At 60.8% G+C, this 26,655-nt stretch carries 23 protein-coding genes; 10 read left to right on the top strand and 13 right to left on the bottom strand.

Annotation, left to right across the window (positions count from 1 at the left end):
* Positions 1-156: 156 nt before the first annotated feature.
* Positions 157-1,902, top strand: a complete 1,746-nt coding sequence (locus M0814_RS04690) for an ABC transporter permease subunit (protein ID WP_003223277.1) — start codon at positions 157-159, stop codon at positions 1,900-1,902.
* Between the two features lie 14 nt (positions 1,903-1,916).
* Positions 1,917-3,239, top strand: a complete 1,323-nt coding sequence (locus M0814_RS04685; RefSeq protein ID WP_103484626.1) for a nitrate/sulfonate/bicarbonate ABC transporter ATP-binding protein — start codon at positions 1,917-1,919, stop codon at positions 3,237-3,239.
* Between the two features lie 23 nt (positions 3,240-3,262).
* Here M0814_RS04685 and prpD read toward each other — a convergent pair whose 3' ends face one another.
* The 6 genes from prpD to M0814_RS04655 all read right to left on the bottom strand — a co-directional run bounded on the left by prpD (position 3,263) and on the right by M0814_RS04655 (position 11,982).
* Complete coding sequence (prpD, locus tag M0814_RS04680) at positions 3,263-4,747, bottom strand: 2-methylcitrate dehydratase (RefSeq protein ID WP_103484620.1); 1,485 nt, start codon at positions 4,745-4,747, stop codon at positions 3,263-3,265.
* A gap of 299 nt (positions 4,748-5,046) precedes the next feature.
* On the bottom strand, positions 5,047-6,249 hold the full coding sequence (prpF, locus tag M0814_RS04675; protein WP_103484621.1) for a 2-methylaconitate cis-trans isomerase PrpF: 1,203 nt from the start codon (positions 6,247-6,249) through the stop codon (positions 5,047-5,049).
* A 54-nt stretch (positions 6,250-6,303) separates the two neighbouring features.
* On the bottom strand, positions 6,304-8,898 hold the full coding sequence (gene acnD / locus M0814_RS04670; protein ID WP_103484622.1) for a Fe/S-dependent 2-methylisocitrate dehydratase AcnD: 2,595 nt from the start codon (positions 8,896-8,898) through the stop codon (positions 6,304-6,306).
* Positions 8,899-9,104: 206 nt separating this feature from the next.
* Complete coding sequence (gene prpC / locus M0814_RS04665; protein ID WP_003223270.1) at positions 9,105-10,232, bottom strand: 2-methylcitrate synthase; 1,128 nt, start codon at positions 10,230-10,232, stop codon at positions 9,105-9,107.
* Positions 10,233-10,369: 137 nt separating this feature from the next.
* Positions 10,370-11,263 carry a methylisocitrate lyase gene (prpB, locus tag M0814_RS04660; protein WP_003223269.1) on the bottom strand — a complete coding sequence of 298 codons (894 nt, stop codon included), beginning with the start codon at positions 11,261-11,263 and terminating at the stop codon, positions 10,370-10,372.
* A complete protein-coding gene (locus M0814_RS04655) occupies positions 11,260-11,982 on the bottom strand; it encodes a GntR family transcriptional regulator (RefSeq protein WP_174377155.1) in 723 nt (240 codons plus the stop codon). The genes prpB and M0814_RS04655 overlap by 4 nt, the downstream gene beginning before the upstream one ends.
* Before the next feature lie 403 nt (positions 11,983-12,385).
* On the opposite strand from M0814_RS04655, the gene M0814_RS04650 reads away from it, so the two are divergent.
* The 4 genes from M0814_RS04650 (at position 12,386) to pabB (ending at position 17,048) form a co-directional block, all read left to right on the top strand.
* The gene (locus M0814_RS04650; protein WP_103484623.1) at positions 12,386-12,922 is read left to right on the top strand and encodes an ATP-dependent zinc protease; all 537 of its coding nucleotides are present in this window, start codon (positions 12,386-12,388) and stop codon (positions 12,920-12,922) included.
* A gap of 5 nt (positions 12,923-12,927) precedes the next feature.
* Entirely contained in the window at positions 12,928-14,463 is a 1,536-nt protein-coding gene (locus tag M0814_RS04645; protein ID WP_003223266.1) for an inactive transglutaminase family protein, read from the top strand.
* Positions 14,463-15,449: an alpha-L-glutamate ligase-like protein gene (locus M0814_RS04640; protein ID WP_103484624.1), complete on the top strand. Its 987-nt coding sequence runs from the start codon at positions 14,463-14,465 to the stop codon at positions 15,447-15,449. The genes M0814_RS04645 and M0814_RS04640 overlap by 1 nt, the downstream gene beginning before the upstream one ends.
* A gap of 255 nt (positions 15,450-15,704) precedes the next feature.
* Positions 15,705-17,048, top strand: coding sequence for an aminodeoxychorismate synthase component I (pabB, locus tag M0814_RS04635; protein WP_103484625.1), 1,344 nt, complete (start codon positions 15,705-15,707; stop codon positions 17,046-17,048).
* Between the two features lie 109 nt (positions 17,049-17,157).
* Here the strand turns inward: pabB and thrH are convergent, their stop codons facing one another.
* Entirely contained in the window at positions 17,158-17,775 is a 618-nt protein-coding gene (thrH, locus tag M0814_RS04630; protein WP_003223261.1) for a bifunctional phosphoserine phosphatase/homoserine phosphotransferase ThrH, read from the bottom strand.
* Between the two features lie 163 nt (positions 17,776-17,938).
* On the opposite strand from thrH, the gene M0814_RS04625 reads away from it, so the two are divergent.
* The 3 genes from M0814_RS04625 to M0814_RS04615 all read left to right on the top strand — a co-directional run bounded on the left by M0814_RS04625 (position 17,939) and on the right by M0814_RS04615 (position 21,577).
* A complete protein-coding gene (locus M0814_RS04625) occupies positions 17,939-18,673 on the top strand; it encodes a phosphoadenylyl-sulfate reductase (protein ID WP_103486531.1) in 735 nt (244 codons plus the stop codon).
* Positions 18,674-19,256: 583 nt separating this feature from the next.
* Positions 19,257-20,795, top strand: a complete 1,539-nt coding sequence (locus M0814_RS04620; protein ID WP_103486532.1) for an NCS1 family nucleobase:cation symporter-1 — start codon at positions 19,257-19,259, stop codon at positions 20,793-20,795.
* 53 nt (positions 20,796-20,848) lie between these two features.
* Positions 20,849-21,577: an aspartate/glutamate racemase family protein gene (locus M0814_RS04615; RefSeq protein WP_047292982.1), complete on the top strand. Its 729-nt coding sequence runs from the start codon at positions 20,849-20,851 to the stop codon at positions 21,575-21,577.
* Between the two features lie 116 nt (positions 21,578-21,693).
* On the opposite strand, the gene M0814_RS04610 is transcribed toward M0814_RS04615, so the two are convergent.
* Entirely contained in the window at positions 21,694-22,620 is a 927-nt protein-coding gene (locus M0814_RS04610) for a LysR family transcriptional regulator (RefSeq protein WP_103485844.1), read from the bottom strand.
* Positions 22,621-22,746: 126 nt separating this feature from the next.
* Here M0814_RS04610 and M0814_RS04605 point away from each other — a divergent pair, with 126 nt between their 5' ends.
* Positions 22,747-23,493 carry a 3-oxoacyl-ACP reductase family protein gene (locus M0814_RS04605; RefSeq protein ID WP_003223256.1) on the top strand — a complete coding sequence of 249 codons (747 nt, stop codon included), beginning with the start codon at positions 22,747-22,749 and terminating at the stop codon, positions 23,491-23,493.
* Positions 23,494-23,571: 78 nt separating this feature from the next.
* Here M0814_RS04605 and M0814_RS04600 read toward each other — a convergent pair whose 3' ends face one another.
* The 5 genes from M0814_RS04600 to M0814_RS04580 form a co-directional block, all read right to left on the bottom strand.
* Positions 23,572-24,267: an HAD-IA family hydrolase gene (locus M0814_RS04600; RefSeq protein WP_003223254.1), complete on the bottom strand. Its 696-nt coding sequence runs from the start codon at positions 24,265-24,267 to the stop codon at positions 23,572-23,574.
* A 456-nt stretch (positions 24,268-24,723) separates the two neighbouring features.
* Positions 24,724-24,891, bottom strand: coding sequence for a hypothetical protein (locus tag M0814_RS04595; protein WP_003223252.1), 168 nt, complete (start codon positions 24,889-24,891; stop codon positions 24,724-24,726).
* A gap of 122 nt (positions 24,892-25,013) precedes the next feature.
* Complete coding sequence (locus M0814_RS04590; protein WP_103485841.1) at positions 25,014-25,439, bottom strand: YMGG-like glycine zipper-containing protein; 426 nt, start codon at positions 25,437-25,439, stop codon at positions 25,014-25,016.
* A 135-nt stretch (positions 25,440-25,574) separates the two neighbouring features.
* Positions 25,575-25,943 (bottom strand): hypothetical protein, encoded by a 369-nt coding sequence (locus tag M0814_RS04585; RefSeq protein ID WP_045122356.1) that lies wholly within the window; start codon positions 25,941-25,943, stop codon positions 25,575-25,577.
* A 325-nt stretch (positions 25,944-26,268) separates the two neighbouring features.
* The gene (locus M0814_RS04580; RefSeq protein WP_003223247.1) at positions 26,269-26,457 is read right to left on the bottom strand and encodes a hypothetical protein; all 189 of its coding nucleotides are present in this window, start codon (positions 26,455-26,457) and stop codon (positions 26,269-26,271) included.
* Between the last annotated feature and the right edge of the window lie 198 nt (positions 26,458-26,655).

Genomic DNA, 26,655 nt, shown 5'->3' with positions numbered 1-26,655 from the left:
CCAGCCCTCCTGGCCTGATGAATTCAGCGGGCCCGCAACATTCACCTCCCACTTGAACCTGAAGAACGAGCATCCGCTCATTCTCGGTGGGTCGTGCAGACAGAAGCTACGCTCAGACTGCCGCGCCCCCTTTGGACACCGCTGGAATCACTGCGTATGAAGAAAGTGTTCCGTCACTACATCCCGGCCACGACCCGGCGCTTGCTGCCCAATCGCTGGGACCTGATCGCCATGCCGCTGGTGATCGGCTTCTTGCTGTTTTTCTCGATCACCGCCCGGGAAACCTGGGCACCGATCGCCACCTTGCAGAGCGAGGTGATCTCTCTCGACCCGAGCAACCTGCCGGAATACGCCATGCGCACCACCCTGCGCATGCTCGCGGCGATGGTCGCGGCGCTGGTGTTCACCCTGCTTTATGGCACCCTGGCCGCGAAAAGCCGTCGCGCCGAAAAACTGCTGGTGCCGGTGCTGGACATCCTGCAATCGGTGCCAGTGCTGGGCTACATCTCGTTCACCGTGACCTTCTTTTTGCTGATGTTTCCCGGCCGGGTACTCGGGGCGGAATTCGCCGCGATCTTCGCCATTTTCACCAGTCAGGCGTGGAACATGACCTTCAGCTTCTACCAGTCGCTGCGCATGCTGCCGCGGGATCTGGTGGAGGTGTCGACCAACCTGCAACTGTCCGGCTGGCAGAGTTTCTGGAAACTCGACGTGCCTTTCGCCATGCCCGGGCTGGTGTGGAACATGATGATGAGCATGTCCGGCGGCTGGTTCTTCGTGGTGGCGTCGGAAGCCATCACGGTGGGGGACCAGACCATCACCCTGCCGGGTATCGGCTCGTATCTGGCCATGGCCATCGCGCAGAAAGACCTGCACGCGGTGGGTTACGTGATTCTGACGATGATCGTGGTGATCCTGATCTACGACCAGTTCCTGTTCCGCCCGCTGGTGGCCTGGGCCGACAAGTTCCGCATGGAAAACACCGCCTCGCAGACCGCCGCGCCCGAATCCTGGGTACTGAACCTGATCCAGCGCACCCGTTTGATCCAGCGCCTGCTGCGCCCGTTCAGCCGCGCCATCAGCCGGCTGGGCAACATGCGCTTGAACCTGCCGCGTGCGGCGCGCCAGACCCTCAGCGCGGACAACCCGAGCAGATCGAAAATGATCGACTGGATATGGGGCACATTGATCGCGCTGCTGACGGCTTATGCGCTTTATCACATCGTCCTGTATGTCGGCACAGAAGTGACGCTCGCCGAGGTCGGCCATGTATTGCTGCTGGGGTTCTTTACCTTACTGCGAGTGGCCGGTCTGATTCTCATTGCTTCGCTGATCTGGGTGCCGCTGGGAGTGATGATCGGCCTGCGTCCGGCGCTGGCGGAAAAGATCCAGCCGCTGGCGCAGTTCCTTGCGGCGTTTCCGGCGAACCTGCTGTTCCCGGTATTCGTCATCGTGATCCTGCGCTACCAGTTGAACCCGGACATCTGGCTCAGCCCGCTGATCGTGCTCGGCACGCAGTGGTACATCCTGTTCAACGTGATCGCCGGGGCCAGCGCCTTCCCCAATGACTACAAGGAGGCCGCCGCCAACTTCCGCATTCGCGGCTGGTTGTGGTGGCGCAAGGTCATGCTGCCGGGCATTTTCCCGTACTACGTGACCGGCGCCATTACCGCCTCGGGCGGTGCGTGGAACGCCAGTATCGTTTCCGAATTCGTCTCCTGGGGGCAGGACAAAGTCGTTGCCCACGGTCTCGGGGCCTATATCGCCCAGACCACCGCCGCCGGAGATTTTCCGAAAATCACCCTCGGCGTGGTGGTCATGGCGATCTTTGTCGTGGCCTTCAATCGTCTGGTCTGGCGACCGATGTACGCCGTGGCCGAAAACAAACTGCGCCTGAACTGATGGGACTCGCTGCGATGAATACCTATACCGAACAAACCGCCGCCAGCCCCGAAATCTATTCGCTCAGCGATGTGAACCGGGTGTTTGGCAAGGGCAAGGAAGAACTGCAAGTGCTCAGCGGGGTCGATCTGACCCTGCGCGAAGGCGAGATCGTCGGCATGCTCGGCCGCTCCGGCTCCGGCAAATCCACCTTGCTGCGGATCATTGCCGGCCTGATCGAACCGTCATCGGGCGATGTCCTGTACAACGGCCAGCCGCTACACGGCCCGGCCGAAGGTGTGGCGATGGTGTTCCAGACCTTCGCCCTGTTCCCGTGGCTGACGGTGCTGGAAAACGTCGAGGCCGGCCTGCAAGCCTTGCAGGTCGAACGCAAGGCTGCGCGTAAACGGGCGCTGGCGGCGATCGACCTGATCGGCCTCGACGGTTTCGAAAACGCCTACCCGCGCGAGTTGTCCGGCGGCATGCGCCAGCGCGTGGGCTTCGCGCGCGCGCTGGTGGTCAACCCGACCCTGTTGCTGATGGACGAACCCTTTTCGGCACTCGACGTACTGACCGCCGAAACCCTGCGCACGGATCTGCTGGACCTGTGGAGCGGCAAGCAACTGCCGATCAAATCGATCCTGATCGTCACCCACAACATCGAAGAAGCGGTGCTGATGTGCGACCGCATTCTGGTGTTGTCGTCCAACCCGGGTCGGGTGGTGGCGGAAATCAAAGTGCCGTTCGCCCATCCACGCAACCGCCTGGATCCGGCTTTCCGGCAGATGGTCGACGACATTTACGCGCAGATGACTGACCGGCGCAGCGCCGATGCCAGCGTCGGCAAGCCCGAGCTGAAAATGAGCAGTCCGCTGCCTGAGGTCTCGACCAACCTGATGGCCGGTCTGATCGAAACCATCGCCGCCGAACCCTACAACGGCCACGCCGGCCTGCCCACCGTGGCTGAACGGCGTCTGCTGGAAGTCGATGACCTGTTCCCCGTGGCCGAGATGATCGAGCACCTCGGTTTCGCTGAACTCAAAGGCGCCGACATCACCCTGACCGACGCCGGCAAACTGTTCGCCGACTACGGCACCCAGGAACGCAAAACCCTGTTCGCCGAACACCTGATTCGCCACGTACCGCTGGCCGCGCGCATCCGTCAGGTGCTGCTGGAGCGCAATGGTCACCGCGCGCCACGGGTGCGTTTCGAGCAGGAACTGCAGGACTCGCTGACCGAAGCGTTCGTTGAGAGAACCCTGGAAGTGGTGATCGCCTGGGGTCGTTACGCGGAGATTTTCTCCTACGACGACCACACCGAAACCTTCAGCCTGGAGGATGTCGAGGGCAGCCTGTAGCCCGCGACACCTCTGGCGTTGGCCTAGATCACGAACAGGTCGACGAAGCGATTGACCGGCGTGGCTTCGAGCGCTTGCTGATCCTTGCACAGGGTGAAGATCTCGTTGCTGCGCTGGCCGGTGAAACGCGTCGCCAGGTTGGCCTTGAACTTGTCCTCCAGCAATGGGATGCCATCGGCGCGGCGGCGACGGTGGCCGATCGGGTATTCCACCACCACGTTCTCGGTGCTCGATCCGTCCTTGAAAAACACCTGCACCGCGTTGGCAATCGAGCGCTTGTCGGCCTCCAGATACTCACGGGTGAAACGCGGGTCTTCGACGATGACCATCTTCTCGCGCAACACATCGATGATCGGGTGCGCAGCGTGGAAATCGTCCTCGTATTGCTCGGCCACCAGATTGCCGAACGCCAGCGGCACGGCGGTCATGTACTGAAGGCAGTGGTCGCGGTCGGCAGCGTTGGCCAGCGGCCCGACCTTGGAAATGATGCGAATCGCCGACTCGTGGGTGGTGATGACGATGCGGTCGATTTCATGCAAGCGGTTGCGCACCAACGGATGCAAGGTCACCGCCGCTTCGCACGCCGTTTGCGCATGGAATTCGGCGGGGAAGCTGATCTTGAACAGCACGTTTTCCATCACGTAACTGCCGTAGGGCCGCGAGAAACTGAAGGCACGTTTGCCTTCGGGCTTGAGCGCCAGATCATTGTTGGTGTGGCTGAACGACACGTCATAGAAGCCCCACTGCCTGGCCGTCAACACCCCGGGAATCCCCATCTCGCCACGCAGGGCGATGTCGGCCAGACGCACGCCACGACTGGTCGCATCCCCCGCCGCCCATGACTTGCGCGACCCGGCGTTCGGCGCATGGCGATAGGTGCGCAGCGCCTGACCATCGGCAAACGCATGGGACAACGCCGACAGCAGCTGCTCGCGATTGGCCCCCATCAGTTTGGCGGTGACGGCGGTCGAAGCGACTTTCACCAGCAGCACGTGGTCGAGCCCGACGCGGTTGAAGGAATTTTCCAGAGCGATCACGCCTTGAATTTCGTGGGCCATGATCATCGCTTCAAGTACATCGCGAATCGTCAGCGGCTTCTCACCATTGGCAACGCGTTTTTGCGACAGGTGATCGGCCACCGCGAGAATTCCGCCGAGGTTGTCCGACGGATGCCCCCACTCGGCGGCGAGCCAGGTGTCGTTGTAGTCGAGCCAGCGCACGATGCAGCCGATGTCCCACGCGGCTTTCACCGGGTCGAGGCGATAGGAAGTGCCCGGCACCCGCGCCCCGAACGGCACCACGGTGCCTTCGACCAGAGGGCCAAGGTGTTTGGTGCACTCGGGGAACCGCAACGCCAGCAGGCCACAACCGAGGGTGTCCATCAGGCAGTTGCGGGCAGTGTCGAGGGCTTCGGCAGATTCGATGTTGAAGGTGAGGACGTAATCGGCGATGTCCTGCAGGACACGGTCGTAGTCGGGGCGGTTGTTCAGGTCGACGTTGGCGCTCATGTTCGATTCACTCTTGCAGTGGTTCGTTGATGGGACCTCGGTTCAAGCTGGCAATTTTTTATTATTGAAATGCAATCCCTGTAGGAGCTGCCGCAGGCTGCGATCTTTTGATCTTGATCTTGAAAAGCAAAATCAAAAGATCGCAGCCTGCGGCAGCTCCTACAGGGAGATGTCAGGTTGCAATGATCCATTGTGGGAGCGGGCTTGCTCGCGAAGGCGTCGTGTCAGTCGATATCTCTGTTGCCTGATACGCCGCTTTCGCGAGCAAGCCCGCTCCCACAGTTCTGTTCGGTGTTGGGTCAGAAGGCGTCGCCGGGGATGCGCACGTAGCCTTCCATGAGGACGCGCGCACTGCGGCTCATGATGGCTTTTTTCACCACCCACTCACCGTTTTCCAGGCTGGCCTCGGCGCCTACGCGCAGCGTCCCGGACGGATGGCCGAAGCGCACCGCGTTGCGTTCGACACCGCCCGCCGCGAGATTCACCAGAGTCCCGGAGATCGCTGCCGCTGTGCCGATTGCCACCGCCGCCGTGCCCATCATCGCGTGGTGCAATTTGCCCATCGACAATGCGCGCACCAGCAGATCCACATCACCGGCAGCAATCGCCTTGCCGCTGGACGCCACGTAATCCGCGGGTTTGGCGACGAACGCGACTTTCGGCGTGTGCTGTCGCTTGGCCGCTTCGTCCAGATTCGCAATCAGGCCCATGCGCAATGCGCCGTAGGCGCGGATGGTTTCGAACATCTGCAGCGCTTTCGGATCGCCGTTGATCGCGCTCTGCAGTTCGGTGCCGGTGTAGCCGATGTCTGCGGCGTTGACGAAAATTGTCGGAATCCCGGCGTTGATCATGGTCGCCTTGAACGTGCCGACACCCGGCACTTCCAGCTCGTCGATCAGGTTACCGGTGGGGAACATCGAACCGCCGCCGCCCTCTTCTTCCGCTGCCGGATCCATGAACTCCAGTTGCACTTCGGCGGCCGGAAAGGTCACGCCGTCGAGTTCGAAATCACCGGTTTCCTGCACTTCGCCGTTAGTGATCGGCACGTGGGCGATGATGGTCTTGCCGATGTTGGCCTGCCATACGCGCACCACCGCCACACCGTTGTGCGGAATGCGGCTGGCATCCACCAGACCGTTGCTGATGGCGAACGAACCGACCGCTGCCGAGAGGTTGCCGCAATTGCCGCTCCAGTCTACGAACGGCTTGTCGATGGAGACCTGACCGAACAGGTAATCGACGTCGTGATCGGCCTTGCTGCTTTTCGACAGGATCACGGTTTTGCTGGTGCTCGAAGTGGCGCCGCCCATGCCGTCGATCTGCTTGTCGTACGGGTCGGGGCTGCCGATTACCCGCAGCAGCAATGCGTCCCGGGCCGGGCCGGGAATCTGCGCGGCTTCGGGCAGATCCTTGAGGCTGAAGAACACGCCTTTGCTGGTGCCGCCGCGCATGTAGGTGGCGGGGATTTTGATCTGCGGTGCGAAATTAGCTGCGTGAACCATGGTTGCTCCTCAAAGGACCAAGGGACTCATCATCCCTTGGTCGCTTAACTTGTTTTATACGGCAACCGCCGACTCTTCGAGGAAGTCCTGGGCGAAGCGCTGCAACACGCCGCCGGCCTCGTAGATCGACACTTCTTCAGCGGTATCCAGACGGCAGGTCACCGGTACTTCAACGCGCTCGCCGTTCTTGCGGTGGATCACCAGCGTCAGGTCGGCGCGCGGGGTGCGGGCGCCGATCACGTCGTAGGTTTCGCTGCCGTCGATGGCCAGCGTGTGGCGATCTGAGCCCGGTTTGAACTCCAGCGGCAATACGCCCATGCCCACCAGATTGGTGCGGTGGATACGCTCGAAACCTTCGGCGACGATCGCTTCCACGCCCGCCAGCCGCACGCCCTTCGCCGCCCAGTCGCGGGACGAACCCTGACCGTAGTCGGCGCCGGCAATGATGATCAGCGGCTGCTTGCGCTCCATGTAGGTTTCGATGGCTTCCCACATGCGCATCACCTGGCCTTCCGGCTCGACCCGCGCAAGCGAACCCTGTTTGACCTTGCCGTTTTCCTGGACCATTTCGTTGAACAGTTTCGGGTTGGCGAAGGTTGCACGCTGCGCGGTCAAGTGGTCGCCACGGTGTGTGGCATACGAGTTGAAGTCCTCTTCCGGCAGGCCCATTTTCGCCAGATATTCACCGGCGGCGCTGTCGAGCATGATCGCGTTCGAGGGCGACAGGTGATCGGTGGTGATGTTGTCCGGGAGCACCGCCAGCGGGCGCATGCCCTTGAGCGGCCGCGCGCCGGCCAGCGCACCTTCCCAATACGGCGGACGGCGGATGTAGGTACTCATCTCGCGCCAGTCGTACAGCGGCGTGACTTTCGGGCCAGTGTCTTCGTGGACGGCGAACATCGGAATGTAGACCTGACGGAACTGCTCCGGCTTGACCGAAGATTTCACCACCGCGTCGATTTCTTCGTCGCTCGGCCAGATGTCCTTCAGGCGGATTTCCTTGCCGTCGACCACGCCCAGCACATCCTTCTCAATGTCGAAACGGATAGTGCCGGCGATGGCGTAAGCGACCACCAGCGGCGGCGACGCGAGGAATGCCTGCTTGGCGTAGGGGTGAATGCGGCCGTCGAAGTTGCGGTTGCCGGAGAGCACGGCGGTCGCATACAGATCGCGGTCGATGATCTCTTGCTGAATCACCGGATCGAGGGCGCCGGACATGCCGTTGCAGGTGGTGCAGGCAAACGCGACGACACCGAAACCAAGTTGCTCCAGCTCGGTGGTCAGCCCCGCTTCATCGAGGTAAAGCGCCACGGTTTTCGAACCCGGCGCCAGCGAGGATTTGACCCACGGCTTGCGGGTCAGGCCAAGCTTGTTGGCATTGCGCGCCAAGAGGCCGGCGGCGATCACGTTACGCGGGTTGCTGGTGTTGGTGCAGCTGGTGATGGCGGCGATGATCACCGCGCCGTCGGGCATCTGCCCCGGCACATCATCCCACTGCCCGGAGATGCCTTTGGCCGCCAGATCCGACACCGCGACGCGGGCGTGCGGGTTGCTCGGGCCGGCCATGTTGCGCACCACCGAAGACAAATCGAAGCTCAGGCCGCGCTCGTATTGCGCGCCTTTCAGGCTGTCGGCCCACAGGCCGTTGAGCTTGGCGTACTGCTCGACGAGCTGCACTTGCTGGTCTTCGCGACCGGTGAGTTTCAGGTAGTCGATGGTCTGTTGATCGATGTAGAACATCGCGGCCGTGGCGCCGTATTCCGGGGCCATGTTGGAGATGGTCGCGCGGTCGCCGAGGGTCAGTGCGGACGCGCCTTCGCCGAAGAACTCCAGCCAGGCGCCGACGACTTTCTGTTTGCGCAGGTACTCGGTCAGCGCCAGCACCATGTCGGTGGCGGTGATGCCCGGTTGCAGCTTGCCGGTCAGTTCGACGCCGACACTTTCCGGCAGGCGCATCCACGAGGCGCGGCCGAGCATCACGCTCTCGGCTTCGAGGCCGCCAACGCCGATGGCGATCACACCCAACGCGTCGACGTGCGGGGTGTGGCTATCGGTGCCGACGCAGGTGTCGGGGAATGCCACGCCGTCGCGCACCTGGATCACCGGAGACATTTTCTCCAGGTTGATCTGGTGCATGATGCCGTTGCCTGGCGGGATCACGTCGACGTTCTTGAAGGCTTTTTTGGTCCAGTTGATGAAGTGGAAACGGTCTTCGTTGCGGCGGTCTTCGATGGCGCGGTTCTTCTCAAAGGCCTGCTTGTCGAAACCGCCCGCTTCTACCGCCAGCGAGTGGTCGACGATCAGTTGCGTCGGCACCACCGGGTTGACCTGCGCCGGGTCACCGCCCTGCAGGGCGATTGCGTCACGCAGGCCGGCGAGGTCGACCAGTGCGGTCTGGCCGAGAATGTCGTGGCACACCACGCGCGCCGGGAACCACGGGAAGTCGAGGTCGCGCTTGCGCTCGATCAGCTGTTTCAGCGAATCGGTGAGCGTGGCCGGGTCGCAGCGACGCACAAGGTTTTCCGCCAGCACGCGGGAGGTATACGGCAGGGTGTCGTAACTGCCGGGCTGAATCGCCTCGACCGCCGCACGGACGTCGAAATAATCCAGGGAACTGCCGGGCAGGTTTTTGCGGAATTCTGTGTTCATCGGGTCAGGACTCGGGTCACGGTAGTTTCAAAGGGTGGGGCCGGCACCGGCACTGAAGTGGACTCGGTCAACTGTGGGAGGGGGCTTGCTCCCGAAGGCGGAGTGTCATTCAACGGATTTGTCGACTGATACACCGCATTCGCGAGCAAGCCCGCTCCCACATTGGTTCCCGGTTTATCCAGTTACCCGGGTGGCAGGTCCACCATTCAGCGACGTTCGATTGGCACGAACTTGCGCTGCTCAACGCCGATGTACTCGGCGCTTGGACGGATGATGCGGTTGTTGGCGCGCTGTTCGAACACGTGCGCGGCCCAGCCGGTCAGGCGCGAGCAGACGAAGATCGGCGTGAACAGCTTGGTCGGTATGCCCATGAAGTGATACGCCGAGGCATGGTAGAAGTCGGCGTTGGGGAACAGTTTCTTTTGCTCCCACATGGTCTTGTCGATGGCTTCGGAAACCGGAAACAACACCTTGTCACCGACTTCGTCAGCGAGCTTTTTCGACCAGCCCTTGATCACCTCGTTACGCGGATCGCTGTCCTTATAGATCGCGTGGCCGAAGCCCATGATCTTGTCCTTGCGCTCGAGCATGCCGAGGGTGCCTTTGATCGCCTCTTCCGGCGACGAGAAGCGCTCGATCATTTCCATCGCCGCTTCGTTGGCGCCGCCATGCAGCGGGCCGCGCAGCGAGCCGATGGCCGCTGTGACGCAGGAATACAGATCCGACAGGGTCGATGCACAAACCCGCGCGGTGAAGGTCGAGGCGTTGAATTCGTGCTCGGCGTAAAGAATCAGCGACACGTTCATCACTTTGACGTGCAGTTCGCTCGGCTTCTTGTCGTGCAGCAGGTGCAGGAAGTGGCCGCCAATCGTAGGTTCGTCGCTGACGCAGTTGATGCGCTTGCCGTCGTGGCTGAAGCGATACCAGTAGCACATGATCGCCGGAAATGCGGCGAGCAGGCGGTCAGTCTTGTCGCGCTGTTCGGAGAAGTCTTTCTCCGGCTCGAGGTTGCCGAGGAACGAGCAACCGGTGCGCATCACGTCCATCGGATGGGCGTCGGCGGGGATGCGTTCGAGCACTTCTTTCAGTGCTTGCGGCAGGTCGCGCAGCTTGCTCAGCTTTTGCTGGTAGGCGTCAAGTTGTGCCTGGGTCGGCAGCTCGCCGTACAGCAGCAGGTAAGCCACTTCTTCGAACTGCGCGTCTGCTGCCAGTTCACGCACGTCGTAGCCGCGATAGGTCAGCCCGGCACCGGCCTGGCCCACGGTGGACAGTGCGGTTTGCCCGGCAACCTGGCCCCGGAGCCCGGCGCCACTGAGTACTTTTGCTTCGGCCATTGCTGTCTCCAATTTTCTTGAATTTGTAGGGGAAACGTGTGGGAGCGGGCTTGCTCGCGAAAGCGTCGTGTCAGTCACTTTGTTATTGCCTGTTTCACCGCTTTCGCGAGCAGGCTCGCTCCCACAGGGGATCTTGTTCAGCCTTTCTTCTGTGCAAACAACGCATCGAGCTTCTGCTCGAAGGTGTGGTAGTCGATGCGATCGTAAAGCTCCATGCGCGTCTGCATGGTGTCGATGACATTCTGCTGGGTGCCGTCGCGGCGGATCGCGGTATAGACGTTTTCCGCGGCCTTGTTCATCGCGCGGAACGCCGACAGCGGATACAGCACCAGCGACACGTCGGCGCCGGCCAGTTGCTCGGTGGTGTACAGCGGCGTCGAGCCGAACTCGGTGATGTTGGCGAGGATCGGCGCCTTCACCCGGTTGGCGAACAGCTTGTACATCTCAAGTTCAGTGATGGCTTCCGGGAAGATCATGTCGGCGCCGGCCTCGATGCACGCCGCGGCGCGATCCAGTGCCGATTCCAGACCTTCAACCGCCAGTGCGTCAGTCCGCGCCATGATCACGAAGCTGTCGTCGGTGCGGGCATCGACCGCGGCCTTGATGCGGTCGACCATTTCCTGCTGGGTGACGATTTCCTTGTTCGGACGGTGGCCGCAGCGCTTCGCGCCGACCTGGTCTTCGATGTGAATCGCCGCGGCGCCGAACTTGATCATCGACTTCACGGTGCGCGCCACGTTGAACGCCGAGGCGCCGAAACCGGTGTCGACGTCCACCAGCAGCGGCAAGTCGCAGACGTCGGTGATGCGCCGCACGTCGGTCAGCACGTCATCCAGGCCGGTGATGCCCAGGTCCGGCACGCCGAGGGAACCTGCGGCCACCCCGCCACCGGACAGGTAGATCGCCTTGAACCCGGCACGCTTGGCCAACAGCGCGTGGTTGGCGTTGATCGCGCCGACCACCTGCAATGGATGCTCGCTGGCGACCGCATCGCGGAAACGCTGGCCTGGAGTGTTCTGCTTGGAACTCATGACTCACCTCGTTCAGTGGCTGTCTTATTGTCGGCGCCGTCCTGGTAATGACGGGCGATGTTGCGTTTCGAGGCGCCGATGTGACGGCGCATCAACAATTCCGCGAGTTCGCCGTCACGGTCGGCGATGGCATCGAGAATCCGGTGGTGTTCGGCGAAGGCCTGACGCGGCCGGTTCGGCGTGGTGGAAAACTGGATGCGGTACATTCGCACCAGTTGGTACAGCTCGCCGCAGAGCATCTGGGTCAGGGTGCGGTTGCCGCTGCCCTGAATGATTCGGTAGTGAAAGTCGAAATCGCCTTCCTGCTGGTAGTAGCCGACACCGGCCTGGAACGCGGCGTCGCGCTCGTGGGTTTCCAGCACCCGGCGCAATTCGTCGATGTCTTCGACGCTCATGCGCTCGGCCGCCAGCCGACAGGCCATGCCTTCGAGGGATTCGCGGATTTCGTAGAGTTCGAGCAATTCGGCGTGACTGAGCGACACCACCCGCGCGCCGACATGCGGTACGCGCACCAGCAGACGCTGGCCTTCGAGTCGGTGGATGGCTTCGCGCAACGGTCCGCGACTGATGCCGTAGGTGCGCGCCAGCTCGGGCTCGGAGATCTTGCTGCCCGGGGCGATCTCGCCCTTGACGATGGCCGCCTGGATGCGCCGGAAGACGTTTTCCGAGAGCGTCTCGGAATCGTCGCCGCTGATGACCGGGGGATCGAGTTGATCCAGCATATTGTCGACACCTTTAAATCCAATGCGGCAAAAACTAGCCAATTCGCCCACATCAGTCAAAGGATAAATACGCATTGTCGACAATTGTCTAATAACCCTAGGCAATCGCCCGCTGATCACTTAATTCCTGTGGGAGCGAGCCTGCTCGCGAAAGCGTAGTGTCAGCCAGCATCTGCCTGGATGAAGCACCGCCTTCGCGAGCAGGCTCGCTCCCACAGGATTACCCAAGGGTTATAGACCGGTGCGGGCGCTGGCGCCATAAAACCACCGTGCTAGAATGCCGCCCGCATTTGCTGGCCTTTTGTACGGCTTGTCATAAAAAGCTGATAGGCACACGAAGGAGCTTGCGCAGTTTTGCCAGGAACCTGAACCGAAAACGGAACGCTGCGCACCAGGATTTATGAGACTCAAGCCCTTCCCCACATTTTTTGCGCTGTTTTGCCTGCCCGGCCTCGCCACGGCGGGGGAAAAAACCGTGTACGGCCTCAACGAATATGCAGCGCTTGATGGCATCAATCTGGAAGTCGCGGCCAAACTCGACACCGGCGCCAAGACCGCCTCGCTGAGTGCCCGCGACATCAAACGCTTCAAACGTAACGGCGAGTCCTGGGTGCGCTTCTACCTGGCGATCGATGCTGCGCATTCGCACCCGATCGAGCGGCCGCTGGCCCGCGTCAGCAAGATCAAGCGCCGCGCCGGCGACTACGACCCGGAAGAAGGCAAGCAATACACGGCCCGCCCGGTGATCGAACTGGATATCTGCATGGGCACGGCGCTGCGCAGCATCGAAGTGAACCTGACCGACCGTAGTGCGTTCCAATACCCGCTTTTGATCGGCTCCGAAGCGCTGAAACGCTTCGATGCGCTGGTCGACCCCAGTCTTAAATACGCTGCCGGCAAACCCGCCTGCACCATCGCCGCTCATACCGCCGAGTAATTTCCATGCGTTCTCTAACCTTCCACCTGAAAATCCTGATCACCATTCTGGTGCTCCTGGGCGTTTCGGTTACGGCCTATCAGATTTTCGTGCTCGGCATTCCGGTGACCGAAGACGCCACCGACGACCTGTGGAACATCGACGCCAAAGTCGAGTTCGTCGCCAGTACCAAGGACCCGGTGAAGGTCCAGATGTTCGTGCCGCCCCTGAGCCGCGATTACGTCAGCCTCAACGAAAGCTTTATCTCCAATAATTACGGCGTGGCGGTCAACCGCGTCGACGGCAACCGCAAGGTCACCTGGTCGGCGCGCCGGGCCAAGGGCAACCAGACCCTTTATTACCGTCTGGTGCTGACCAAGCGCTACACCGCGGAAAAATCCAAGATCAAAGGCCCGACCTTCCGCGACAGCATCGCCATCGAAGGCCCGGAAAAAATCGCCGCCGAAGCCTTGCTCGCGCCGATCCGCCAGCACTCGGCCGACGTCGAAACCTTCATCGGCGAAGCGATCAAACGCGTCAACAACGCCAACGATGACAACGTCAAACTGCTGCTGGCCGGCGACCCGTCGACCGCGCACAAAGCGAAAATCGTCGAGCTGCTGCTGTCCATCGCTCATGTGCCGGTGGAAAAAGTCCACACCATCCGCCTCGTCGCCGATCAACCGCAAACCCCGGAACTGTGGCTGCGCAGTTTCAACGGCAACGACTGGCTGTACTTCAACCCGGAAACCGGCGAGCAAGGCCTGCCGACCGACCGCCTGCTGTGGTGGACCGGTGATGAAAACCTGATCACCATTGAGGGCGCGAAGAAAGCCAACGTGACCTTCAGCCTGAACAACAGCGAGATGAACGCGATTCGTCTGGCCAAGCTGACCGACGAAAACACTGACGCCAACTTCCTCGAATACTCGCTGTACGGCCTGCCGCTGCAGACCCAGCAGACGTTCATGATCATGGTGATGATCCCGATCGGCGTGCTGGTGATCCTGATCCTGCGTAACCTGATCGGCCTGCAGACCCTCGGCACGTTCACCCCGGTGCTGATCGCCCTGGCCTTCCGCGAAACGCAATTGGGCTTCGGCATCCTGCTGTTTACCGTGATCACCGCGCTGGGCCTGTCATTACGCTCGTACCTGGAACACCTGAAGCTGCAAATGCTGCCGCGTCTGTCGGTGGTGTTGACCTTCGTGGTGGTGCTGATCGCAGCGATCAGCCTGTTCAGCCACAAGCTTGGTCTGGAGCGCGGTCTGTCGGTGGCGCTGTTCCCGATGGTGATTCTGACCATGACCATCGAACGCCTGTCGATCACCTGGGAAGAACGCGGCGCCAGCCATGCCATGAAAGTGGCGATTGGCACCCTGTTCGCCGCCTCGCTGGCGCACCTGATCATGACCGTGCCGGAGCTGGTGTACTTCGTGTTCACTTTCCCGGCGATCCTGCTGATTCTGGTGGGTTTCATGCTGGCGATGGGTCGCTATCGCGGTTATCGCCTGACCGAACTGGTGCGTTTCAAGGCTTTCCTGAAGAAGGCTGACGCCTGATGTTCGGTTTCTGGAAGACCTGGAAGGCGCTGGAAGCCCGGGGCATCATGGGCATCAATCGGCGTAACGCCGACTACGTGCTCAAGTACAACAAGCGCAGTCTGTACCCGATCGTCGATGACAAGATCATCACCAAGGAGCGCGCCATCGCTGCCGGCATTCACGTGCCGGAGCTGTACGGCGTGATCTCCACGGAGAAGGAAATCGACAAGCTCGACGCGATCATCGGCGGGCACAACGACTTCGTGATCAAGCCCGCCCAAGGCGCCGGCGGTGACGGCATCATCGTCATCGCCGACCGCTTCGAGGGCCGCTACCGCACAGTCTCGGGCAAGATCCTCGCCCACGAAGAACTCGAGCACCACATCTCGAGCATCCTCACCGGCCTGTATTCGCTGGGCGGTCACCGTGACCGCGCACTGATCGAATACCGGGTGACCCCGGATCAGATCTTCAAGAGCATCAGCTACGAAGGCGTGCCGGACATCCGCATCATCGTGCTGATGGGTTACCCGGTGATGGCCATGCTGCGCCTGCCGACCCGCCAGTCCGGCGGCAAGGCCAACCTGCACCAGGGCGCCATCGGTGTCGGTGTCGATCTGGCCACCGGCCTGACCCTGCGCGGTACCTGGCTGAACAACATCATCAACAAACACCCCGACACCACCAACGCGGTGGACGGCGTGCAACTGCCCTACTGGGACGGTTTCATGAAGCTCGCCGCCGGCTGTTATGAGCTGTGCGGGCTGGGTTACATCGGCGTGGACATGGTCTTGGACCAGGAAAAAGGCCCGCTGATTCTCGAGCTGAATGCGCGACCGGGGCTGAATATCCAGATTGCCAACGATTGCGGGCTGACCCAGCGTACGCACGCGGTCGAGGCGCATCTGGAGGAGCTGAAGGCGCGTGGGGTAACGGAGTCGGTCGAGGAACGGGTGGCGTTTACCCAAGAAATGTTTGGGCATATTCCGGCGGTCGAGGGCTGAAGCTGAAAAGCTGAAGAGCCCCTCACCCTAGCCCTCTCCCGGAGGGAGAGGGGACTGACCGTGTTGGATGCTCGAAGTACATCGACCTGCAAGTTCGAGTCGAACTCAGATTTTGAAAAGCATGAAGATCCGCCCCCTTTCCCCCTCGCCCCCTTGGGGGAGAGGGCTGGGGTGAGGGGGTAGCTTTTGATTTTGATCTGGCAGCCGAGAGGACTACAATCCCCACCCCGCCTCGATGGCCGATCTGCCCCGCCCATGTTGACCTGTTCCGTACACCCGCTGCCCTACCGCGCCAACCCCGCCGACTACTTCGCGGCCATCCGCCATGCGCCCGGCGCCGTGCTGCTCGACAGCGGCCGGCCGAGTGCCGACCGTGGCCGTTATGACCTGCTCAGCGCCTGGCCGCTGGAACAACTGGCGGTGTTGCCCGACGAAAGCGGCAGCCTGTTCCTGCAACGCCTGCGGGATAATCTGAGCCGTCTGGGCGAAGCGCAATTGCCTGCGGAATATCAACTGCCGTTCGCCAGCGGCCTGATCGGCTATCTGAGCTACGACTTCGGTCGGCATCTGGAACACCTGCCGAGCCAGGCTCGGGATGATCTGCAATTGCCCGACGCGCGGTTCGGTCTGTACGACTGGGCGCTGATCAGCGATCACCAGACCGCCACCAGCCAACTGGTGTTTCACCCGTCACTGGCCGCCAGCGAACGGCAACGGCTGATCGCGCTGTTCAGCCAGCCGACCTCAGCGACGCTGACGCCATTCAAGCTGAACACGCCGATGACCGCCGACCTGTCGGCCGATGACTATCGCCAGGCGCTGGAACGCATTCATCACTACATTCAGGCCGGCGACTGCTATCAGGTCAACTTCGCCCAGCGTTTCCGTGCGCCGTGTCAGGGCGACCCGTGGCTGGCCTATTGCGCGTTGCGCGAGGCCTGCCCGACGCCGTTTTCCGGCTTCCAGAGCCTGCCCGACGGCGACGCAGTGTTGAGTTTGTCGCCGGAACGTTTCGTCAAAGTCAGCCAACGACAAGTGGAAACCCGCCCGATCAAGGGCACCCGCCCGCGTGGCCTGACGCCCGCCGAAGACGCGGCCAACGCCGCCGAACTGCTGGCCAGCCCCAAGGATCGCGCGGAAAACCTGATGATCGTCGATCTGCTGCGCAACGACCTCGGCCGCACCTGCCGCATCGGCTCGGTGCGGGTGCCGGAGCTGTTCAGTCTGGAAAGCTATCCGAATGTGCATCACCTGGTCAGCAGCGTTACCGGTGAACTGGCCGAGGATCGCGACGCACTGGATCTGATCGCCGGCAGCTTCCCCGGTGGCTCGATCACCGGCGCACCGAAGATTCGCGCGATGCAGATCATCGATGAACTGGAACCGACCCGGCGCGGGTTGTATTGCGGCTCGTTACTTTATCTGGACGTGCGCGGCGAGATGGACAGCTCCATCGCGATTCGCAGTCTGTTGGTCAAGGATGGGCAGGTGTGCTGCTGGGGTGGTGGCGGGATCGTGGCCGACTCGGACTGGCAGGCGGAGTATCAGGAGTCGATTACCAAGGTCAAAGTTCTGCTCGACACCCTGCAAAACCTATAAGTTTTTGTGGCGAGGGAGCTTGCTCCCGCTGGAGTGCGAAGCGCTCCCCAAAATCTTACGACTGCTGCGCAGCCGAGCGGGAGCAAGCTCCCTCGCCACAATGTTGTAATTACAAACTCAAATCCCGGTTCGAGGCCTTGAGGAATTCCTGCTTCAGCTCGGCAAAGCTGTGCACCGCCGGAAACTGCGGGAACTCGCGAATCACGTTGTCCGGCGCATGGAACAGAATCCCCGCATCCGCCTCGCCCAGCATGCTCGTATCGTTATACGAATCGCCCGCCGCAATCACCCGGTAATACAGGCTCTTGAACGCCAGCACCGACTGACGCTTGGGATCTTTCTGACGCAATTGATAGCTGGTCACCCGGCCGCTGTCGTCAGTGATCAGGCGATGGCAAAGCAAGGTCGGGAAGCCCAGTTGACGCATCAGCGGCTGGGAAAATTCGTAGAAAGTGTCCGAGAGAATCACCACCTGGAAGCGCTCGCGCAGCCAGTCAACGAATTCCACCGCGCCGTCCAGCGGCTTGAGGGTGGCGATCACTTCCTGAATGTCCGAGAGCTTCAGGCCATGCTCGTCGAGGATGCGCAGACGCTGCTTCATCAACACGTCGTAATCGGGAATGTCCCGGGTGGTGGCCTTGAGGGATTCGATTCCGGTTTTTTCGGCAAAGGCGATCCAGATTTCCGGTACCAGTACCCCTTCAAGATCCAGGCAAGCAATTTCCACAAGACACTCCCGTTTGTAGTGATTATTGAGTCGAGCGAGCCAGAACTCTAGCGACTCCCCCGCGACCACGCAACGCAGCAGGCACACTCTACCCCGCCGCTTTTTGTTAACATCGCCGCCATATAGAGCGCCCAGCGCCACCGACCTGTAGGAAGCCGCCCTGATGAGCCCAACGTTCGATGTCGTGGAACTCGCCACGACCTATGCCAACAAATCCGCCCAGGACATCCTGAAACTCGCCTTCGCCGAGTTCGGTGACGAATTGTGGATATCTTTCAGTGGCGCCGAGGATGTGGTGCTGGTGGACATGGCCTGGAAGCTGAACAAGAACGTCAAGGTGTTCAGCCTCGACACCGGCCGCCTGCACCCGGAGACCTACCGTTTCATCGATCAGGTGCGTGAGCACTACAAGATCGATATCGAACTGGTGTCGCCGGACTACACAAAGCTGGAACCGTTCGTGAAGGAAAAAGGCCTGTTCAGTTTCTATAAAGATGGCCATGGCGAATGCTGCGGCATCCGCAAGATCGAACCGCTGCGGCGCAAACTGTCCGGCGTCAAAGCCTGGGCCACCGGCCAGCGCCGCGACCAGAGCCCGGGCACCCGCAGCGCGGTGGCGGTGCTGGAAATCGACACCGCGTTCTCCACTGCCGAGCGCACCCTGTACAAGTTCAACCCGCTGGCACAGATGACCAGCGAAGAGATCTGGGGCTACATCCGCATGCTTGAGCTGCCGTACAACAGCCTGCATGAACGCGGCTTCATCAGCATCGGTTGCGAACCGTGCACTCGTCCGGTCCTGCCAAACCAGCACGAGCGCGAAGGCCGCTGGTGGTGGGAAGAGGCGACGCAGAAAGAATGCGGGCTGCATGCGGGGAATATCATCAGCAAGGCGTAAATCTCCGCCCCAATGATGCCCCCTCTGTGGGAGCGGGCTTGCTCGCGAAAGCGGTCTGTCAGTCACCGGATTTGTTGACTGGTAAAACGCCTTCGCGAGCAAGCCCGCTCCCACATTTGCTTTGTGGTGCCATGAAAAAAATGTGTACACACGAATGTCACCATCGGTGCCATTTATGTGTGCACTTTTTGTTTTCGCGCCCTGAAAAGTTACATCCCTGCTGAACGCCCCTCTGCTTTACCTCCTCCGCAAAATCCCCCGTAAAAAATAAATACCTGTTCAATTGGTCAATTTATAACCACTTACTTTCAAGCACTTAGCATTCATCGATAACTTTTCGAAATGAGCACGGTGCTCCATAGACCGCTAACTGGCACAGATCTGGCTTTAGTGCATACATGTTTTGTATACAAAACCGCAAAACATCAATCCACACTTTCGATCCGCAAGCCTGAAGCGCCCTATCCCGTACAGGCTGCAGATGCCCCGTAACCAGTGATGTCTGCTGGCCGCGACGAAGATTTGTCGAGCCTGAGCGCTCATGCACAGTCATCGCGGCCCCGCCCATCAGGAGCCTGCCGGAATGCGTACAAGTCTCTCCAACAACATCGCGCTGAATCTGCCCGCCTCTGCCCTCGACCAGCCATTGCCCCACGATGGTCTGACTGAACCGTTACAACTGAGCCCCCGTCTGCACAACCGCGATCTGGCGCCGACCAAGGCCGAGGGTCGGCGTTGGGGCAAGTACAGCATTTTTGCCCTGTGGACCAACGATGTGCACAACATCGCCAACTATTCGTTCGCCATCGGTCTGTACGCGCTGGGCCTGGGGGGCTGGCAGATTCTGCTGTCGCTGGGGATCGGCGCGGCGCTGGTGTACTTCTTCATGAACCTGTCCGGCTACATGGGGCAGAAAACCGGGGTGCCGTTTCCGGTGATCAGCCGGATCAGTTTCGGCATCCACGGCGCGCAGATTCCGGCATTGATCCGTGCGGTGATCGCCATCGCCTGGTTCGGCATTCAGACGTATCTGGCGTCGGTGGTGTTTCGTGTGCTGCTGACGGCGATTCACCCCGGTTTCGCCGATTACGACCACAACTCGATCCTCGGCCTGTCGTCGCTGGGCTGGGTGTGTTTCGTGGCGATCTGGTTCGTGCAGCTGGCGATTCTCGCTTACGGCATGGAAATGGTTCGCCGTTACGAGGCTTTTGCCGGCCCGGTGATTCTGCTGACCGTCGCCGCCCTCGCCGCGTGGATGTACACCCAGGCCAACGCCACGATTGCCTGGTCGATCCGCGAACCGCTGAGCGGTGGCGAGATGTGGCGCAACATCTTTGCCGGCGGCGCCTTGTGGCTGGCGATCTATGGCACGCTGATCCTCAATTTCTGCGACTTCGCCCGCTCCTCGCCGTGCCGCAAGACCATCAAGATCGGCAACTTCTGGGGACTGCCGGTGAACATTCTGGTGTTCGCCACCATCACCGTCCTGCTCTGCGGTGCGCAATTTCAGATCAATGGGCGAATCATCGAAAGCCCGACCGAAATCATCGCTTCGATCCCCAACACGTTTTTCCTGGTACTGGGTTGCCTGGCGTTCCTGATCGTCACCGTGGCGGTGAACATCATGGCCAACTTCGTCGCCCCGGCGTTCGTCCTCAGCAACCTGGCGCCGAAGTACCTGACCTTCCGCCGCGCCGGGCTGATCAGCGCGACCATCGCCGTGCTGATCCTGCCGTGGAACCTCTACAACAGCCCGCTGGTGATCGTGTATTTCCTCTCCGGCCTCGGCGCACTGCTCGGCCCGTTGTACGGGGTGATCATGGTCGACTACTGGTTGATCCGCAGAGGCCGGATCAACGTCCCGCAGTTGTACAGCGAAGATCCCCACGGCGCTTATTACTACAGCCGTGGAGTGAATTTCCGTGCCGTGGCGGCGTTCATTCCGGCAGCGTTGATCGCCATCGTCCTGGCGCTGGTGCCGGGCTTCCACAGCATCTCGCCGTTCTCCTGGCTGGTGGGCGCCGGCATTGCCGCGATGCTCTACCTGATCATCGCCAAACGCCAACCGCACTACGCCGACGTCAACGGCGAATCGATCGCCGTCGACAACGTCAGCCATTAACTTCCTTGCGGCCCGGATTTGGGCCGCTGAACTGCCCGCAATAAGGACTTCCCATGCGTATTCTTGTGGTCAACGTCAACACCACCGAATCCATCACCCAGGCCATCGCCCGCTCGGCGCAAGCGGTCGCTGCCCCCGGTACGGAAATCGTCGGTTTGACGCCGTTCTTCGGCGCTGACTCGGTTGAAGGCAATTTCGAAAGTTACCTGGCGGCCATCGCCGTGATGGATCGGGTGATGTCCTACGATCAACCGTTCGACGCGGTGATTCAGGCCGGTTACGGCGAACACGGCCGCGAAGGTTTGCAGGAGCTGCTTAACGTGCCGGTGGTGGACATCACCGACGCCGCCGCCAGCACCGCGATGTTTCTCGGCCACGCCTATTCGGTGGTGACCACGCTGGATCGCACCGTGCCGCTGATCGAGGATCGGCTGAAGTTGTCGGGCCTGTGGGATCGCTGCGCGTCGGTGCGAGCCAGTGGCCTGGCGGTGCTGGAGCTGGAACATGAACCGCAGCGCGCACTGGAAGCCATCGTGCAGCAGGCGGAACTGGCGGTGACCCAGGACAAGGCCGAAGTGATTTGTCTGGGCTGCGGCGGCATGGCCGGGCTGGATGAACAGATTCGTCGCCGCACCGGGGTGCCGGTGGTGGATGGCGTGACGGCAGCGGTGACCATTGCTGAATCGCTGGTGCGGCTGGGGTTGTCGACGTCCAAGGTGCGGACTTACGCGACACCACGGCCGAAGCAGATTATTGGCTGGGCGGAGCGGTTTGCCCGGTAGACCGCGTTATCGTTCTTCGCGAGCAGGCTCACTCCCACATTGGATCTGTGGCGTTCACAAATCCCCTGTGGGAGCGGGCTTGCTCGCGAATGGGTCAACTCGGTGCCACGTCTTGCTCAGAAAGCACTGAACCGCCGAGCCAACCCCTGCTGCGCAAATTGCTCAATCACAAAATCGACAAACGCCCGAGTCTTGCCCGGCAACAATTTATGCTCGGCGTAATAGATCGAAATGTTGCCGTCATCGATAAACCAGTCCGTCAGCACGCGCTGCAAGGTGCCCGCCTCGAGATAACCCACAGCAAACGGCATGCTCACCAGTGCGATCCCCAACCCCTGCGCTGCCGTGGCGCAGGCGGCTTCGGAGTCACTCATGGTCATGCGCGTCTTGAGGGTCAAGGGCTGACAGAGCTGACTGCCGCCACTGATCAACTGCCAGGAGCGTACTCGACCGGTTTGCGGCGAACGAATCAGGATGCCATCGTGATGTTGCAGGTCATCCGGCTCAGCGATCGCCTCGTGCTGTTGCAGATAGTCCGCAGACGCTACCAACACGCGATGCGCGGGTGTCAATTTGCGTGCGACGACGCCTTGAGGCAACTCAAATCCCCCGCCAATCGCTGCATCGAAACCCTGCCCAATCAAATCGACCTGACGGTTATCAAAATGCCAATCCGGGTTGATCGCCGGAAACCGACGAAGAAACTCTTGCAGCAGCGGCACAACATACAAACGCCCGAATACCGTGCCCATGCTGACTTTCAACGTCCCCGCCGGCAGTCCTTCCACACTCGAAAGATTGGCCACCGCATTCTGAATCGTCGTCAGACTGCCGCTGACCTGACTCAAAAACAGCTGACCGGCCTCGGTCAGGGTCAGGCTGCGTGTACTACGCTGGAACAGCCGTACACCGAGCCGTCCCTCGAGCTTCGCCACACTCTTGCCAACGGCGGCCGGGGTCAGGCTCAAGCGCCGGGCGGCTTCGGCAAAGCTGCCGACTTCGGCGCTGCGCACGAAGCATTCGATGCTGCTGAAAGTTTCCATGATCGCCACTATAAACTTCTGGTTTACACAGACTATAGCAATCATGGTCTACACGGTTGTCGATGCGAGGCCGATACTCGGCTCCAACAACAAGGCAGCCCGCCTTGAATTTTCTGGAGATCGAACATGACCACTCAACACCTCAGCGGCAAAGTCGCTCTGATTCAAGGCGGTTCCCGTGGTATCGGCGCCGCCATCGTCAAACGTCTGGCCGCCGAAGGCGCCGCTGTCGCATTCACCTACGTCAGCTCCACCGCCAAGGCCGAAGAGTTGCAGAACAGCATCACCGCCACCGGCGGCAAAGCTTTGGCGATCAAGGCCGACAGCGCCGATGAAGCCGCTATCCGCAACGCCGTCAGCGCCACCGTCGAAGCCTTTGGCCGCCTGGATATTCTGGTGAACAACGCCGGCGTCCTGGCCATCGCACCGCTGGAAGATTTCAAACTGGAAGACTTCGACCAGACCTTGGCGATCAACGTCCGCAGCGTGTTCATCGCGTCTCAGGAAGCCGCCAAACACATGGGCGAAGGCTCGCGCATCGTCAACATCGGCAGCACCAACGCCGACCGCATGCCCTTCGGCGGTGGCGGTGTGTATGCAATGAGCAAATCGGCCCTGGTCGGTCTGACCAAAGGCCTGGCCCGCGACCTCGGCCCGCGCGGTATCACCATCAACAACGTGCAACCCGGCCCGGTCGACACTGACATGAACCCGGCCCATGGCGAATTCGCCGAGAGCCTGATCCCGCTGATGGCGGTGGGCCGTTACGGCACCGCCGATGAAATCGCCGGTTTCGTCGCTTATCTGGTAGGCCCGGAAGCCGGTTACATCACCGGTGCCAGCCTGACCATCGACGGTGGTTTTGGCGCCTGATTGCGCTGAATCGAAGGTACAAAAAACGCCGCGCCTCTTTGCAGAGGGCGGCGTTTTTCATGCGTGCTTATCGGCTGATCAAGCCCAATCCAGCGCCGGCAAACCGCAGGCACTCGGGGTGAAAGCCTTGAGCGTGCGCAGAATCCCGTCGGCATGCGCGTATTTTTCATCAGCCATGGCTGCATCCGGAATCGCAATGGCGGTCATCCCCGCGGCTTTCGCTGCGGTAACGCCGAACGGCGAATCCTCGAACACCAGACAATCTTCAGGTGCGACACCCAGACGGCGGGCAGCGGTGAGGAAGATGTCCGGCGCCGGTTTCGCCGCGCCGACTTCCGGGTCATCCGCCGTGACGATGAAATCGAACAGCGCAAACCAGTCGCGGTGCAAGGTGGTTTTCTGGCCGAACGACTGCCGCGACGAACTGGTGCCTACGGCGATCGGAATGTTGTGCGCCTTGAGGTGGCGAATCAGCTCCTCCGCGCCCGGCATCGCCTGGGCCTTGGGAAAGCGCTCACGCATCAGTGGCTCGCGGATCACCAGAAACTCTTCGGCGCTGATCGGCAGATCCAGCGCCTGCACCACGTAGTTCGCCAGATCATTGGCCCCGCGACCGATGATGTTCTGTTTGATGCTCCAGTCGAAGGTCCGCCCGTAACGCTCGGCTATGAGGGACGTAACCTCGGTGTAGATGCCTTCGGTGTCCAGCAGCAGACCGTCCATGTCGAAAATCACGGCCTTGATCGGGCCAAACGCCTTCATCGGTGCATTCATCATCGGATCCGTTATCAAAAACATCCCGGGCGGCGCAGCCGGCGCCGCGGCGCGGATCTGATTAATGGGTTCAGCAGCATAGCGAGGCCAGCGGACATTGAGCAACGGGCAATGTTTAGCCCGTGGAATGACTCGCTGATATTTGGCGAAACGCCCTACAGCTAACGCCTGCTTTCCAGACTTCTTTTTTGATCCCCCGAAAAGTCCGCGAACCTCTTTCACGCGGAATCTTAAGACTTTGGCGGAGCAAGCAAATCGAACGCTGCGGTGAAATAACTGATGAAGTTCAATATGAACTGCACGGCTTAGGGTGCGCCATTCACTTCCCATCAGTATCAGTGGGACTGTTTTATCGACCTTGACCTCGCGAGCAAACCGATCCGAATCAAAGGGCCTGAAGTACAGGCCCCGGACATTGGAATTCAGTGCGCTACCGCGCTCGACTATCAAGACAACTTATTGCTCATCCTCATCCTCTTCATACTCCATATCCGCCTCATCCGCATCATTCAACGGCACCGTCGCATCATCCATCAACGACCCCGGATCCTCGTTCCCAGGATCATTGATAAACGGCAGACCGCTCGGACCTTTTTCTTCCTTGCCTTCTGTTTCGGGAGTCATGGCAAACCTCTGCAGCTTGTGGGTTGTATAGCGTTCGAAAAGGCCTACAGCCAATCGTTCCAGAGTCTGGCCGCCAGATACGAAAAACCCGGCGCGAGGCCGGGTTTGTTTTCGGTATTCAATCAATGGTGGCGGTTTTTATGTTTGTACTTGTTGTGCTTGTGACCACCGCCGGAATGCCCCTTCCCGCCGTCGCCACCGAGATTGTTACCCACCGCACCACCGGCCGCGCCGCCCAATCCGGCACCAATGGCGGAACCGGTGGAGCCGCCCAAGCTGTTGCCGACCACTGAGCCCCCGGCTGCGCCGAGGCCACCGCCGATGGCGGCTTCAGTGCGATTGTGTTTATTCGCTCCGACCGCGCCACCCGCCGCGCCGCCTACACCTGCGCCGACCGCCGCACCGGTGCTGCCGCCGAGCTGGCCACCGACCACATTCCCGAGCACACCGCCCAGTCCGCCACCGACGGCGGCGCTGCCATCGCCGGCGGCCATCGCGCCTTGAGCGACCAGTAATCCGAAAAACAGTGCAGACAATGACAAACGCATTTGAACCTCACAGTTCCCGAATCGGGACGGTATGCCCACAGGGGCTCGTGCCAAATTTGAGCGGTTTTCCGGGAAAACGTTCAGCCATGAAAAAGCCCGGCATCGAGCCGGGCTTTTTCTGACAAGCGCTCGGTATCAGTGGCGCTTGTGACCTTTGGACAGGTTGGTGCCCACCGCACCACCCGCAGCGCCACCAAGGCCTGCGCCAATGGTCGCGCCATTTCTGCCGCCCAGGCTGTTGCCGATCACCGAACCACCGGCCGCGCCAACACCACCGCCGATAGCTGCTTTGGTCCGACTGCCTTTGCCGGCTGCCATGGCACTGCCGGCCGCGCCTGCAACGCCGGCACCAATCGCTGCGCCCGTGCTGCCGCCCATTTTCTGGCCGACCACATTACCCAGCGCGCCACCCAGTCCGCCGCCGAGTGCAGCAGTGCCTTCACCGGCGACCGCACCTTGAGCAACCAGAAGCCCCAGAACCAGAGCAGGCAATGTTAGACGCATGAAAAAAACCTCAAAAATAGGGAGATCAAAAGGGGCCGAGATTGAAAGCTTCCGACGCGCTGAAGTCCAGAGAATTCAGCTGCCGCCGCGCACTTGGCGCCGATTGGACAGCGATTTCGCAAAAGGTTTTATCGCAGGCAAAAAAAAGCCCGCTGGGGAGACGGGCTGGAGACTTGCTTTCTAACGGATGGCTTCACCCTACGTCTGTGGACGTGAAAAGTTTGTGAAAAAATTCACAATTTACCCCGTCGCTTGTAGGAGATTTCCCTACATAAACATCAGGCATAAAAAACCCCGTTTATAGACGGGGTCGTTCTGTCACCTATCACTTTCTCGATCGTGCCAAGACCTTCGGAAGAAACTTGGCTTTCGGCCCCTTGGGCGCGGTGGACTTGATCTTGCCGGTCTGAACCGGATCCTCGCCAAAGCCCGCCTGATACTCCGTCTGGCCGCAGCGGACGCAGTTGTTGAATGAAAATTCGGCACCATCGTCTTCGATATACGGATCAGTCATAGCCTCTCCCCTTCGTAATAGATCGATACCGGCAAAGCCTTTTGCCTGAAAAAATATCGACCTCCAAGACTTTTGAGACTAGCCGGTCATTACTGGACTTGTGGTTCAGATCGACTGATGCCCGACGAATGGCCTACATCGATTAAACGCGCCAGCGACCTCAGACACTCGTGGCTTACATCAACAAACCACGTGGCT

Source organism: Pseudomonas sp. MWU12-2020, assembly GCF_023100605.1.
GTDB classification, from domain to species: domain Bacteria; phylum Pseudomonadota; class Gammaproteobacteria; order Pseudomonadales; family Pseudomonadaceae; genus Aquipseudomonas; species Aquipseudomonas fluorescens_H.
Note: the sequence above shows the minus strand (reverse complement) of the source record. Positions and strands in the feature narration are given on the sequence as shown.